This window comes from Micromonospora sp. AB353 (genome assembly GCF_049538395.1).
GTDB lineage: Bacteria > Actinomycetota > Actinomycetes > Mycobacteriales > Micromonosporaceae > Micromonospora > Micromonospora aurantiaca.
On sequence record NZ_JBMVFV010000042.1, the window covers coordinates 1 to 12660 of the forward strand.

The following is a 12660-nucleotide window of genomic DNA, read 5'->3' on the forward strand; positions in this document are numbered from 1 at the left end:
GTCACGGATCCACCCGGCCACACATGCACAGATCTTGCAGTTCGGTACCCCGGCGGACCTCGCAAAACCGGCATCCCTGGGCCTCGAGCGCAAGATCGCGCAAGAAGTCGGTCCGCCCCTGGCGGCGCAGGAGGGCGTTGCCTCCGCGACATGAGATCGGCGGGCCACATGATGGGAGCAGAGGAGATCTTGGTAGGAAAGGGCCCTATAGGGGCCGTTTCGTGCCAAGATCTACGGCTGCCCACGGCGGGCCGGGACGGGACACGACCTCCTGGCGTGGCGGCCCGTGTGGCGGCGGGAGGGTGCACCCCGGGTGGGGCGGGGTGGAGGTGGTGGCGGAGAGTGGCGCGGTGCGATATCTGCGCAGCGACGGACGCGTCGCCATCCGCCGTCCCCGACCGGCCGACGAGGCGGAGTTCGTCGCCGCCGCCCGGCGCAGCCGCGACCTGCACCATCCGTGGCTCTCCGCGCCCGACGACGCGCAGCGGTACGCCGCGTACCTGCGCAAGATCCGGGGGCGGGACAGCGCCGGGTTCCTGCTCTGCGACCGGGCCAGCGGGGAGATCGCCGGATACGCGAACATCAGCGGCATCGTGCTGGGCGCGCTGCGCGGCGGTTACCTCGGATACGCGGCGTTCCGCCCGTACGCGGGCACCGGGCACGCCTCGGCCGGGGTGCGGCTGGTGATCGAGTACGCGTTCGGGCCGCTCGGTCTGCACCGGCTGGAGGCGAACATCCAGCCCGGCAACGAGCCGTCGAAGCGGCTGGCGCGCCGGCTCGGCTTCCGCCTCGAAGGGTTCTCCCCGGACTACCTGTTCATCGACGGCGCGTGGCGCGACCACGAACGCTGGGCGATCACCGCGCCGGCGCCGGGCCGGGCGGAACCGGCGCCGGGGCGGTGACCGGCGGCCTCAGCTGCCGGGCTTCGGGAACGCGACCGGGCTGCGGTGCCCGTCCCGGTCCACCGCCCGTACGCCGAAGAACACGTTGTCCTTGGACAGGTCGACGGTCACCTCGGTGACGTCGCCGACCGGCAGCACCTTCTGCCACTGGTCGGATGTGGTCTCCCGCCACACCACCTCGTACCCGGCCAGGTCCGGCTCGGGGCCGCGCTGCCACCGCAGTGTGGTGTCGTTCGTCAGGTTCGCGGTCACCACTGTGACGCCCTTGGGTGTGCCCGGCGCCTGGGCCAGTGACCACAGCGTCGCGGCGTTCACCCGCGCCACCCGGGCGATGTAGCCGAAGTCGCAGAACTCGGGCAGGTCGCCGTACTGCACCCCGTCGACGACCCGCACGTCCTGGTGCTGGTGGGCGAAGTCCTCGTTGGGCTCGGTGAACCGGCCGGCCGGCCACCCCTCGCGCAGGAACGAGATGTGGTCGCTGCCGCGCAGGTAGCGGTCCCGCCGGTAGATGACGCGCACGTCCATGCCGGTGGCGGAGTTCTCGGCCACGTCGGTGACGAACCGGGCGAGCTGCCGCGACGGCGAGTCGTTCTCACCGCCGACGGACTGCCGCACGCTCGCCTCGGCCGGGGTCTCGGCGGTCGGCACACCCTCGGCGAACAACCGCACGGTACGCGGGTCGCGGGTGCCGTCGTCGGCGGTGCTGGAGCCGACGATGTCGTTGCTGAACATCGCCTGCACGTCGGCGCCGGCCGCCTTCAACTGCGACGCCAGGTACGCCGAGCCGTACAGTCCCTGCTCCTCGGCGGCGACGGCGGCGAGCACGATGGTGGCCTCGGTGCGGCGGGTGGACAGCACCCGGGCCAGCTCCATCACCACCGCCACGCCGGAGGCGTCGTCGTCGGCGCCGGGTGCGTCGCTGACCGCGTCCATCACGTCGGTGGCCCGGGAGTCGTAGTGGCCGGTGATGACGTACACCCGCTCGGGCGTGACGTCGCCGCGCACTGTCGCCACCACGTTGGTGACGGTGGTGGGGACCGGGATGCGGGAGGCGGGCTCCTGCACGTACGACTGCAGTTCGACGCTCATCCGGCCGCCGGACGCGGCCGCGTACCCGGCAAGCTGGGCGTGGATCCAGTCGCGGGCGGCGCCGATGCCGCGTACCGGATCGGTCTGGCTGGACAGGGTGTGGCGGGTGCCGAACGCGGCGAGCCGGCGCACGACGGCCTCGATCCGGCGGCTGTCGATCTCGCGCAGCAGCGCGGTCAGCTCGCGGCCGGGCCGCTGCGGCCGGGCCGGACGGCCCGGGCCCGGGGGAGCGCCGGTCGCGGCGGCGGCCGGGGCGGCGGTGAGCGGGGTGGCGACGGCGACGGCGGTGGCCGCCGCGGAGGCGGTGAGGAAGGTACGCCGGCTGGACCTCGTGGGCCGACCCTCGGCGGTCTCGTGGTTTCCCATCCCGGCATCCTCGCGCCGATCGCGAGGAATGTCCATATAGCCGCCGATGGATGGATCATGAGGGCACGTTTGTCGCAGGTCTGCCCGGGAACGGCAGCAGGCATGACGAAACCACGGGTGGTGATCGTGGGGGCCGGGTTCGCCGGGTACCACGCGGCCAAGACGTTGCGCCGACTGGCCCGCGACCGGGCCGAGATCGTCCTGCTGAACACGACCGACTACTTCCTCTACCTGCCGCTGCTGCCCGAGGTGGCGGCCGGCGTGGTGGAGCCGACCCGGATCGCCGTGCCGCTCGCCGGCACGCTCGACGGTGTCCGCGTGGTGGTCGGCGAGGCGGACCGGGTCGACCTGCAGAACCGGTGGGTCGGCTACCGCTCGATCGAGGGCGACCACGGGCAGCTCGCGTACGACCGGCTCGTGCTCAGCGTCGGCAGCGTCAACAAGCTGCTGCCGATCCCCGGCGTGACCGAGTACGCCCACGGGTTCCGCGGCCTGCCCGAGGCGCTGTTCCTGCACGACCACGTGGTCCGGCAGGTGGAGCTGGCCGAGCTGACCGACGACCCGGCCGAGCAGCGGGCCCGCGCCACGTTCGTGGTGGTCGGCGCCGGCTACACCGGCACCGAGGTGGCCGCGCACGGGCAGCTGTTCACCGACCGGCTGATGGCCCAGCGCCCGCACCTGAAGGTCCGGCCGCGCTGGATGCTGCTGGACGTGGCGCCCCGGGTGCTGCCCGAACTGGACCGGCGGATGTCGGTCACCGCCGACCGGGTGCTGCGCAAACGCGGCGTGGACGTGCGGATGGGCACGTCGGTCGCCGAGGCCACCCCGGACGGGGTGATGCTCACCGACGGCGAGTACGTCCCGACGTGCAGCCTCATCTGGTGCGTCGGCGTACGCCCCGACCCGTTCGTGGCCGAGCTGGGGCTGCGCACCGAGAAGGGTCGGCTGGTGGTCGACGAGTTCCTCAACGTCCCCGGCTACCCGGAGGTGTTCGCCTGCGGCGACGCCGCCGCCGTGCCCGACCCGACCCGCCCCGGGCAGGTGTGCGCGATGACCGCGCAGCACGCCCAGCGGCAGGGCAAGCTGGCCGCGCACAACATCGCCGCCTCGTACGGGCAGGGCGTGCGCAAGTCGTACAAGCACCACGACCTGGGCTGGGTGGTGGACCTGGGCGGCAAGGACGCGGCGGCGAACCCGCTCAAGGTGCCGCTCGCCGGGCTGCCCGCCAAGGCCGTCACCCGCGGCTACCACCTGCTCGCCATGCCCGGTAACCGGCCGCGGGTCGCGGCGGACTGGGCGCTGGACGCGACGCTGCCCCGGCCCGCCGTGCAGCTCGGGCTGGTCCCGGCGAACGCGGTGCCGCTGGAGAGCGAGTCACCGGAGCTGGCCCGCCGCCGCTGAGCCTCGACCACCCGCCGGCCGGTCCGTCACCCGCCGGCCGGCGGGTGACGGGAACCCGCCGGATCGCCGTCGGCGGGCTGCGGCAGGGCCTGCCGCCCGGCCGGCGCGAACTCGCGCAGCAGCACCTGCACGATGCCGGCGGCCGGGATCGCCAGCAGCGCCCCCACCAGCCCGGCCAGCTCGACCGACAGCAGCACGCTGACCAGCACCGTCAACGGGTTCAGCCGGACCGCGCGGCCCATGATGACCGGTTGCAGCAGATGGTTCTCCACCTGCTGGTAGACCACGAAGAAGACAAGCACGACGAGGCCGGCGGTGGGGGAGTGCAGGAACGCCGCGCCGGCCGCGGCGAGCGCGCCGAGCGTGGCGCCGACGAGCGGGATCAGGTCGAACACGGCGACCGTCAGGGCGATCACCGCGGCGAACGGCACACCGAGCAGGAACAGCACGACGAACGTCAGACCGCCGCAGATCACGCTGATCAGCAGGTTGCCGCTCAGGTAGCCGGTGACGATCCGGGACGAGTCGCGCCCGATGCGCCGCAGCCGCGCCGCCGCGCCGTCGCCGGTGAGCCGCAGCGTGGCGGCCACGATCTTCGGCGCCTCCAGGACCATCAGGTACGCCAGCACCACCACTGTGACAAACGCGGCGACCGCCTGGGCCACGCTGCGGACCACCCCGACCGTCGGGTCGCCGAGCCGGGCGCCGTACCGGCGGAGCTGGCCGGGTTCGGCGTACCGGAGCAGGTGGAAGCGGTCCAGCAGTCGCCCGAGCGGCCCCTGCCCGGCCTGCGCCTCGCGTACGAGGTCCGGCGCCCGGTCGGCGAACCGGCCCACCTCGTCCACCAGCGGCACCACGATCAGCGCGGCGACGGCGGACAACAGCGCGAACGCGGCCAGGAACACCAGCAGCGTGGCGAGCGCACGGCGGCGTACCCGGCGTTCGAGACGGTCCACGAGCGGTTTGAGGGCGACCGCGAAGAACACCGCCATCAGCCCCCACACCAGCACCCGCCGGGTGGCCCAGACCAGCGCCAGCCCGACCCCGGTGGCGAGGACCAGACCGATCACGATCAGCGTCCGGCGCGCGATGGACCGATCGTCGGCGGCGCTCATCCGGCGCGGCTACCCGCGCTGGGGAGACGAAAACCCGGCTCAGCCCAGGTCGGCGTCGGTGACCGGGTGGGCGCCGGCGGCGAACGCGTCGAGCGTCGCGCCGTGCAGCACCGTTCCGGGCACCGGGTCGGCGGCGACGCGGGTGGCGAGCCGGATCACCGGGATCCGGCCCGTCGTGGGCGTGGCGGCGAGCACCACGTTGCCGTAGCGGCGCCCGCGCAGCATCCGCCGGTCGGCGACCAGGCAGACGTCGGCGAACACCGCCCGCAGCGTCGCCACCTGCGCCCGGGTGTGCGCCAGCGGCGGCAGGTCGGTGAGGTTGATCAGATAGAGGCCGTCCGGGCGCAGCACCCGGGCCACCTGTGCCGCGAACTCGACCGCCGCCACCTGCGGCGGCATCCGGGCCGCCCGGTACACGTCGGCCACCACCAGGTCGTACGTCCCGGACGGCTCCCCGGCGACCGCCTCCCGGGCGTCGCCGATCGCCACCACCACCTCCGGCGGCAGCCGCGGCAGCCTCCGCCGGACCAGCTCGACCACGCCCGGATCGCGCTCGATCACCCGCTGCGCCGAACCGGGCCGGGTGCTCGCGAGCCAGCGCGGCAGCGTGAGCGCGCCGCCGCCCAGGTGCAGGGCGGTCAGCGCCGCGCCGCGCGGGGCGGCCAGGTCGATCGCGGCGGCGATTCGCCGCACGTACTCGAAGTGCAGGTACCGGGCGTCGGCCACGTCCACGTACGACTGCTCGACCCCGTCGGCCAGCAGCGTGCGCCCGGACGGGCGGGCCGGGTCCACCACGATCTCCAGCGTCTCGGTGTCGTCGTGATCCACGGCGGGACACGGTACCGCGCGGCCACGGGCGGCCCCGGCCCGCGTGGGACCGGGGCCGTTCCGCCGCCGGGTCAGCCGGCCGCCATCCCGGCGCCGGCCTCGTCGACTGCCGCGTCCACCCGGTGCGCGAGGTCCACGTCCGCCGCCGTCACGCCGTCGACCTGCTGGGTCCGGACCGTCAGCACGGCGTTGTCCGGGTCCGGCCGCCCGATCTGCGGCGACCGTCCGACGTCGGACTTGAGCCGGTCCAGCCGGTCGAGCACCCGGTCCAGGTTGCCGCCGGGCAGCTCGATCGTGCGCACGAGCGAGCGCCTGTCGCTGGACCAGTAGGGCAGTGTGGCGAGCGCGTCGCGCAGCTCCGCCTCGGTCAGCGGTGCGGTGGCCGAGGACGCGCCCACCAGGCCGCCGCCGAAGTCGGTCGGCCCGAGCAGGTCACGCAACTCGTCCGGTACGCGCAGCGAATCGACCAGGTCCGCGTCGGCCTCGGCGAGCGCGGCGAGCGTCGCCTCGGCCTGGTAGCGGGCCTGCTCCGGGGTGAGGCGGCTGTACCGGCCGACCTCGGCCAGGAAGCCGGGCAGGTCGCGGCGGCGTTCCAGGCCGTACACCGGCACCACGTCGTGCAGGGTCAGCGGCACCGCCTCCAGCAGCCGCTCCCGTTCCGCCTCGTCCAGCGCCCGGGCCAGGGCCAGCACGGTGCCCTCCGCCGCGACCTTGGCCGTGGTGAAGTCCACCCCGGCGCGCCGGCTCACGTCGTCGACGAGATCCCGGTAGCCCATCGAGACCCCGGGTGACGGCGTCGGGTCCGGCAGCGGGCGCTGCTGCTCCGCGACGGCGACCGGTGGCGGCGCGGGACCGCCCCGGGTGGTGTCCGGTTTGTGCCGTCCGGCCGGCGGCGGGCCGGACCGGTCGTGCTGGTCCAGCGAGGTGACCTGCTTGGACGCGCTCAGGCTGGCGCCGGTCTGGCTCGGCCGCAGCCCTCGTTCGCGGGCCTCGCGGGCCAGGGCCCGGCGGCGCTGGTTGTCGCCCTCCATCTGCTTGCGCATCGTCGCACCTCGTTCCTGGGTCGGTTGCGCTTGCGCCGACCGCGTTCCCGGCGCTGCCGGGAAGGTAACGGCGGACCGCCCGGTCGGACGCTTCATTCGCTGCGGGTGAGGAGTGCTCACCCCGGCGGGCGGCAGGCTCGGACGGACCGGACAACTTCCGACGCACGCGGAAGGGCAGGTCGACATGAAACGGATCGTGGAGATCGTCCCCGCCCGTCCCGGCTGGTACGCCCGTTGGCGCATCGGCCCGGACGACACCCGCTCCTACCCGGTGACCCTGTGGGCGCTGCTGGAACACCACGACGGCAGCGGACGCGAGGTGGTCGGTGTCGACTGTGTCGGGCAGTGGCCCGGCGCGGACGACGACGACATGAATGGGGACTTCGTCCGTTATCTGTTCCAGACGCCTGATTCCGGCGCGCCGGAGGACGTCGAGCCTCCGCTCGCGGGGCAGTCGCGCGACGAGACGCGGCACCGGCAGGCCGAGCCTGCCGCCTGAGCCATCCTCCCGGCCCCCGGCCCCTGGTCCCAGGGTCGGGGGCCACCCCTGTCCGCGTGTCGCTCAGCCCGCCTGACGGGTCGGGGCCGGGTCAGCCGGCCTCGCGGACGCCGCCGGTCAGATCGCGTGGCGGGGTGGCGAGCAGTTCGGCCAGGCCGGTGCGGTCCAGCAGATGCCTGATCTGCGGGTTCAGGTTGAACAGGCGGATCGCCCCGGTGCCGGCCCGGTGGATCACCACGAGCGCACTCAGGCCGGAGGAGTCACAGAGGCCCACCCCGGCGAAGTCGAGTTCCAGCTCCTGGTGACCGTCGCGGCGCAGGTCGGCCACGGCGTCGACGAGTTCCGGCGCGGTGTCGAAGTCCAGCTCTCCGGCCAGCCGCACCCGGGCGGAACCGGCGTCGAGCCGGTCCACCTCGATGGTCAACATCTGGGAGGGCACGTTCCCATGTTCCCAGCCGGGCCCGGCCGGGAAACCCCCGGGGTCACGCGGACGCGGTCGAACCCGGCGCGTCGTCGACCGGCGAGCGGTCGAGCAGACCGGTGACGCCGGTCAGGTCGAGGATGGTCTCCAGGAACCGGGGGACCGCGCGTAGCTCGATGGCGGTGCCGGCCTGCTGGCCCTCCCGCCAGGCGTGCACGATCACGGACAGGCCGGTGCTGTCCATGAACTGCAGGTCGCCGAAGTCGAACACCAGCGTCACCGGACGCGCGGCGAGCAGCCGGTCGATCTCGGCGCGCAGCGGGGCCGCCGTGGCGTACGCCAGGTCGCCGCCGACGACCACCACCGGAACGGCCGGGTCGGAACGATCCACGGAGATGCTCAGCGGGCTCGCCTCGGGCCTTCTCCGTTGAGGAACCACGTCACGCCTTTCCGCGGGGGTGCCGGTCGGGCCGGGATGACAGGATCGTAACAACAGCGGCATCACCTCGCTGGATGCGCGAGCCGGGCGCCCGCGCCGTGGGGTGGCGGTCCCGGCGTACCGGCGTAGGGTGGGCGGTGAGACGTGACCACAGGCGCCGGCTCCGGCGCCTCCGGGTGTCGACGAGGAGAGTGGGGCTCAGCTGGTGACTGCTGCCGACGTCAGGGGTGCCGACCCGGGCGACGGACGGATCTCCACGCCGAGCGCCGCACGGGCTCCGGCGTGGTCCGCCGCCGCGCCCGCGCCGTCCGCTCTGCCGCCGCTGGCCGCCGACCGCGACCTCACCGTCCCGAACTGGTCCGAGGTGGTCGAGCACTTCCGTGAGGGCCTGGTCGTGTGCGACGCCGACGGTGTCGTCCAGCACGTGAGCCCGGTCGCGGAGCGCCTGATCCCCGAGGTGACGCCCGGCGAGCTGCTGGCCGCCGCGGGTCCGGCCCCGCTGCGCGGCGACGGGCCGGCCGAGTTCACCCACCACGGGCGGCGGCTGCGCGTACGCCCGGTCGCGCTGTCCCACCGCGGGCGCTGCTGGTACGTCGACGACGTGACCGAGATCGTCAGCCGGGCCGACGCGCTGCTGGCCGAGCGGGCCCGCTCGGCGTTCCTCGCCGTAGTGGGCGAGAAGCTCGGCAACCCGCTGCACCCGGACCGGGCCGCCGCCGCGGTGGTGCGCCTGGCCGTGCCGACGGCGGCCGACGTGGCGGTCCTGGTCCTCGCCCCCCGCTCCGGCCGGGCCCGCTGGTGGCGGGCGGTACGCGCGGACGACCGGCCGCCGGTGGTGGACAGCGGGGTGCTGCCCGCCACGGCGCTGCCCGCGGCGATCGAGGCCGGTCTGGCCGGCACCGAGCCGCACACGCTGGACTGGCTGGTCGAACAGGCCGCCGACGCGGGCTGGCTGCCCGGCCTGGACGCCTCCGGCGCCACCGCGCGGGTGGTGCCGCTGCCCGGCCGGGAGGCGCCTGCCGGTGCGCTGCTGGTGGCCCGGCGCGCCGACCGCTGGTACGACGAGGCCGACGTGGAGCTGGTCCGCGCGTTCGCGGCCCGGGCCGGCGCGGCGCTGACCACCGCGATGCTCTACCGCGACCAGGCCGAGGTCGCCGACACGTTGCAGGCCAGCCTGCTACCGGTCGAGCCGGCCGCCGCGACGGGCGTGCAGTGGGGCACCGCGTACCGGCCGGCGCAGGCCGGGCTGCGCATCGGTGGCGACTTCTACGGCTCGCACCGGCTCGCCGACGGCGGCTCGGTCTTCTTCCTCGGTGACGTGTCCGGCAAGGGCGTGGAGGCGGCCGTGTTCACCGGCCAGCTCCGCCAGTGCCTGCAGGCGCTGCACCGGGTGGAGACGCAGCCGGGGCGGCTGCTGAAGCTGCTCAACGACGCGTTGCTGGAGACCACGCAGGCGCACGGGCAGGGCCGCTTCGCCACCCTGGTGCTCGGCGTGGCCCGGCCGCACCGTGACGGCGGCCTGACGCTGACCCTGGCCGGCGGCGGGCACCTGCCGCCGCTGGTGCTGCGGGAGTCCGGCGAGGTCGAGGTGGTGCCGCTGCGCGGCATGCTGATCGGTGTGGTGCCCGATCCCCGCATCGGCGAGGTGACGGTGCACCTGGCGCCGGGGGAGACCTGCCTGTTCTACAGCGACGGGGTGACCGAGGCGCGCGGCGGCCGGCGCGGCGACGAGCAGTTCGGCCCCGAGCGGCTGCTCCACGCGGTGACCGGCTGCCACCGGATGCCCGCGCCGGCGCTCGCCGAGCGGGTCGAGCAGGTGACCTGCGACTGGCTCGCGCACGGCGACCACGACGACATCGCGGTGCTGGCGCTGCGCGCCACCGGCCCGTCCGGGCGGGCGCCGCGGCACCTGCACGCGGTGCCGGACCCGGCCGTGACCGAACCGACGAGGGAGTTGTCCGCGTGACCGTGCCGACCGTCGAGGCCGACCCGGGCCACGCCTTCCCCCGCTACCTGGAGTGCCTGGCCGACGCCGACGAGTCCGCCGCCGTGGCGGTGGCCCGGGGGCTGCTGGAGGCGGGCGTGCCGGCCGAGCGGGTGCTGCTGGACCTGGTCGCCCCGGCCCAGGCCGAGGTGGGTGAACGCTGGGCCCGCAACGAGTGGAGCGTCGCCCAGGAGCACGCCGCCACCCACATCAGCGAGCGGGTGGTGGCGGCGGTGGCCGCGTACGCCGATCCCCGCCCGACCCGCGGGCGGATCGTGATGGCCTGCATGGACGGCGAGTGGCACGCGCTGCCGGCCCGGCTGGTGGCCGAGGTGCTGCGGCTGCGCGGCTGGCAGGTGGTCTTCCTCGGCGCCAGCGTCCCGGCCGCGCACCTGGTGTCCTACCTGCACCGCTACGACGCGGAGGCGGTGGCGCTCGCCTGCGCGCTGCCGATGCGGCTGCCGCACGCCCACCGGATGGTGGAGGCGTGCCGCCGCTCCGACGTGCCGGTGGTGGTCGGTGGCCGGGGCTTCGGCGACGACGGCCGCTGGGCCCGCGTGCTCGGCATGCCGTGGGCGCCCGACGCGCCGGCCGCGGCGGACCTGGTGGCCGACGAGCGGGCGTTGCGCGAGGCGCCGCCCGCGCGGCTGGACCACCTGGCCGACGACGAGTACGCCAGCCTGGTCAAGCGGCGCGGCGAGCTGATCGACAGCGCCCTGGCCGATCTGCGGGAGCGGGTGCCGTCGACCGCGGACTACACGCCCGCGCAGCTCGACTCCACGATCAGCGACCTCGGCTACATCGTGGACTTCCTGGCCGCCGCGCTCTACGTGGACGACGCGACGCTGTTCACCGGGTTCGTCGAGTGGCTGGTGGAGATCCTGGTCAGCCGTGGGGTGCCGGCGGGCGCGGTCGGGCTGACGCTGGAGCACTATGGACAGCAGCTGCGGGACTTCCCGCGCGCGGCTGCCTTCCTCGACCGGGGCCGCGCTCTGGTGGGCGGGCTGTCGGCGGCGGGCCGCTGACGGGCGCCGGGGCGGCCGTCGCATATACTTGCACCACTGCAAGTGTTTTCCTGTGGTGGGAGCGAGGGGGGCCACTGTGACGTTCACCGTCACGTACGCCCAGCGGGACGGGGGCGGCGCCCGCCTCCGGCTGGCCGGCGAGCTCGACCTCGGCACGGCCGGAGAGCTGAACTCGGCGATCGACCGGCTGATCGCCGAGGGGCACCGCGAGCTGCTGCTCGATCTCACCGACCTGACGTTCTGCGACTCCACCGGCATCGCGGCGTTCGTCCGGGGGGACAACCTCGTCGCCGCCGACGGCGGCTGGCTGCGGCTCACCGGGGCGACCGGCCGGGTCGCGCGGGTGCTCCAGGTGACCGGGCTGGCCGAGGTGCTCCACCTCGACCGCGACTCCGTCGACCCGACCGCGCCGGCCGCCTCCTGATCCGATACATTTCCCCGCCAGCAGCCGGCCGTGCGGCCGGACGCCCTCCTCACCGAGAAACAGGTAACCCCATGGGTCAGACCAGTCCCAGCCCCGTTCGCATCCTGGTGGTGGACGACGACCCGGGCGACGTCCTGATGATCGAGGAGGCGCTCGCCGACTCCGACGTCGACAAGGTCATCGACGTGGTCGCCGACGGTCAGGAGGCGATGGAGTTCCTCCGCCGCGAGGGCCGGCACACCGAGGCGCAGCGCCCGGACGTGATCCTGCTCGACCTGAACATGCCCCGGATGGACGGGCGGCAGGTGCTCGGTGAGGTCAAGGGTGACGAGAGCCTGCGGACCATCCCGATCGTCGTGCTCACCACCTCCAACGCCGACACCGACGTGGTCAGCAGCTACACGCTGCAGGCCAACGCGTACGTGACGAAGCCGATCGACCTGGACGACTTCAACGACGTGGTACGCCGCATCGACGAGTTCTTCGGACGGGTGGTCGTGCTCCCGAAGCACCAGTAGGGGCGGGAAGTCCGGGCCCCCGCATCCTGCACATTTTGGGGGAACGGCCGCGCCCGGGAGCGTCCGGACCGCAGGATCGGCTGGTGGGGACGCACACCGGCTGCCTGGGGGGCGACGCATGAGGTTCTCGGTGGTGGAGACCGGCTACGACAGGCGTCAGGTGGACGCCTGCCTGGACGAGCTGAGCCTGCGGCTGGGGCGGCTGGCGGCGCGTGCGGAGGGCGCCGCCGGGGCCGGCCGGGAGTGGGACCAGATCCGGTCGGACGCCCTGCACCTGTGCGATTTCCTGCATCGCCGTACCGCCCCGGTCGAGGGCGGCACGTCCCGCCCGCCGGCCGCCGAACGGGAGGCCGCCGAGCTGCTGGCGCAGGCCCGTGCCGAACTGGAGGCCGCCCGCGAGGAGGCCCGCCGGTTGCGGGAGGAGGCGTACGCCGAGGCCGTGCGGGCCCGCCGCGAGTTCGAGGCGGCCCTGCTGGCGCGCCGACGCCGGGAGTCCCGGGTCGACGAGATCCTGGCCGGCGCGCGGGGCGATCGGGTGGCGGTGGACACCCCCACCGCCGCGGCGGGCGTGCGGCCCGGTGGCACCGGGCGCAGCGCCGCGTGACC

The 12660-nt window shown here is 74.6% G+C and carries 14 protein-coding genes; 8 read left to right on the plus strand and 6 right to left on the minus strand.

Annotated features, from left to right (window positions below; all coding sequences use genetic code 11):
• Nucleotides 1-332: 332 nt before the first annotated feature.
• On the plus strand, nucleotides 333-902 hold the full coding sequence (locus ACPCK6_RS18160) for a GNAT family N-acetyltransferase (RefSeq protein WP_423481684.1): 570 nt from the start codon (nucleotides 333-335) through the stop codon (nucleotides 900-902).
• 9 nt (nucleotides 903-911) lie between these two features.
• On the opposite strand, the gene ACPCK6_RS18165 is transcribed toward ACPCK6_RS18160, so the two are convergent.
• Nucleotides 912-2357 carry a M28 family metallopeptidase gene (locus tag ACPCK6_RS18165; protein ID WP_423481685.1) on the minus strand — a complete coding sequence of 482 codons (1446 nt, stop codon included), beginning with the start codon at nucleotides 2355-2357 and terminating at the stop codon, nucleotides 912-914.
• A gap of 102 nt (nucleotides 2358-2459) precedes the next feature.
• Between ACPCK6_RS18165 and ACPCK6_RS18170 the strand changes: the two genes are divergently transcribed.
• Nucleotides 2460-3758 (plus strand): NAD(P)/FAD-dependent oxidoreductase, encoded by a 1299-nt coding sequence (locus tag ACPCK6_RS18170; RefSeq protein ID WP_396883152.1) that lies wholly within the window; start codon nucleotides 2460-2462, stop codon nucleotides 3756-3758.
• 26 nt (nucleotides 3759-3784) lie between these two features.
• Here the strand turns inward: ACPCK6_RS18170 and ACPCK6_RS18175 are convergent, their stop codons facing one another.
• The 3 genes from ACPCK6_RS18175 to ACPCK6_RS18185 all read right to left on the minus strand — a co-directional run bounded on the left by ACPCK6_RS18175 (nucleotide 3785) and on the right by ACPCK6_RS18185 (nucleotide 6744).
• Nucleotides 3785-4873, minus strand: coding sequence for an AI-2E family transporter (locus ACPCK6_RS18175; RefSeq protein ID WP_423481686.1), 1089 nt, complete (start codon nucleotides 4871-4873; stop codon nucleotides 3785-3787).
• Between the two features lie 39 nt (nucleotides 4874-4912).
• Nucleotides 4913-5701, minus strand: a complete 789-nt coding sequence (locus tag ACPCK6_RS18180; RefSeq protein WP_423481687.1) for a spermidine synthase — start codon at nucleotides 5699-5701, stop codon at nucleotides 4913-4915.
• A gap of 71 nt (nucleotides 5702-5772) precedes the next feature.
• A complete protein-coding gene (locus tag ACPCK6_RS18185; RefSeq protein ID WP_423481688.1) occupies nucleotides 5773-6744 on the minus strand; it encodes a DUF2267 domain-containing protein in 972 nt (323 codons plus the stop codon).
• Nucleotides 6745-6928: 184 nt separating this feature from the next.
• Between ACPCK6_RS18185 and ACPCK6_RS18190 the strand changes: the two genes are divergently transcribed.
• Nucleotides 6929-7243: a hypothetical protein gene (locus tag ACPCK6_RS18190; RefSeq protein ID WP_396883156.1), complete on the plus strand. Its 315-nt coding sequence runs from the start codon at nucleotides 6929-6931 to the stop codon at nucleotides 7241-7243.
• 91 nt (nucleotides 7244-7334) lie between these two features.
• Here ACPCK6_RS18190 and ACPCK6_RS18195 read toward each other — a convergent pair whose 3' ends face one another.
• Both ACPCK6_RS18195 and ACPCK6_RS18200 read right to left on the minus strand, forming a co-directional pair.
• Nucleotides 7335-7682, minus strand: coding sequence for an STAS domain-containing protein (locus ACPCK6_RS18195; protein WP_396883158.1), 348 nt, complete (start codon nucleotides 7680-7682; stop codon nucleotides 7335-7337).
• Between the two features lie 43 nt (nucleotides 7683-7725).
• On the minus strand, nucleotides 7726-8055 hold the full coding sequence (locus tag ACPCK6_RS18200; RefSeq protein WP_396883159.1) for an STAS domain-containing protein: 330 nt from the start codon (nucleotides 8053-8055) through the stop codon (nucleotides 7726-7728).
• 253 nt (nucleotides 8056-8308) lie between these two features.
• Here ACPCK6_RS18200 and ACPCK6_RS18205 point away from each other — a divergent pair, with 253 nt between their 5' ends.
• From ACPCK6_RS18205 to ACPCK6_RS18225, 5 genes are all read left to right on the plus strand, one after another.
• Nucleotides 8309-10069: a SpoIIE family protein phosphatase gene (locus ACPCK6_RS18205; RefSeq protein ID WP_396883160.1), complete on the plus strand. Its 1761-nt coding sequence runs from the start codon at nucleotides 8309-8311 to the stop codon at nucleotides 10067-10069.
• Entirely contained in the window at nucleotides 10066-11112 is a 1047-nt protein-coding gene (locus ACPCK6_RS18210; protein ID WP_423481689.1) for a cobalamin B12-binding domain-containing protein, read from the plus strand. The genes ACPCK6_RS18205 and ACPCK6_RS18210 overlap by 4 nt, the downstream gene beginning before the upstream one ends.
• Before the next feature lie 76 nt (nucleotides 11113-11188).
• A complete protein-coding gene (locus ACPCK6_RS18215; RefSeq protein WP_396883162.1) occupies nucleotides 11189-11536 on the plus strand; it encodes an STAS domain-containing protein in 348 nt (115 codons plus the stop codon).
• A gap of 71 nt (nucleotides 11537-11607) precedes the next feature.
• Complete coding sequence (locus ACPCK6_RS18220) at nucleotides 11608-12054, plus strand: response regulator (RefSeq protein WP_120570165.1); 447 nt, start codon at nucleotides 11608-11610, stop codon at nucleotides 12052-12054.
• Between the two features lie 118 nt (nucleotides 12055-12172).
• Entirely contained in the window at nucleotides 12173-12658 is a 486-nt protein-coding gene (locus tag ACPCK6_RS18225) for an ATPase (RefSeq protein ID WP_396883163.1), read from the plus strand.
• Nucleotides 12659-12660: the final 2 nt, after the last annotated feature.

What these genes read in the sequence shown, in the direction of transcription:
- ACPCK6_RS18220 (WP_120570165.1), top strand. Translation starts at nt 11,608, where the DNA reads ATGGGTCAGACCAGTCCCAGCCCCGTTCGCATCCTGGTGGTGGACGAC.
- ACPCK6_RS18225 (WP_396883163.1), top strand. Translation starts at nt 12,173, where the DNA reads ATGAGGTTCTCGGTGGTGGAGACCGGCTACGACAGGCGTCAGGTGGAC.
- ACPCK6_RS18165 (WP_423481685.1), bottom strand. Translation starts at nt 2,357, where the DNA reads ATGGGAAACCACGAGACCGCCGAGGGTCGGCCCACGAGGTCCAGCCGG.
- ACPCK6_RS18170 (WP_396883152.1), top strand. Translation starts at nt 2,460, where the DNA reads ATGACGAAACCACGGGTGGTGATCGTGGGGGCCGGGTTCGCCGGGTAC.
- ACPCK6_RS18185 (WP_423481688.1), bottom strand. Translation starts at nt 6,744, where the DNA reads ATGCGCAAGCAGATGGAGGGCGACAACCAGCGCCGCCGGGCCCTGGCC.
- ACPCK6_RS18190 (WP_396883156.1), top strand. Translation starts at nt 6,929, where the DNA reads ATGAAACGGATCGTGGAGATCGTCCCCGCCCGTCCCGGCTGGTACGCC.
- ACPCK6_RS18175 (WP_423481686.1), bottom strand. Translation starts at nt 4,873, where the DNA reads ATGAGCGCCGCCGACGATCGGTCCATCGCGCGCCGGACGCTGATCGTG.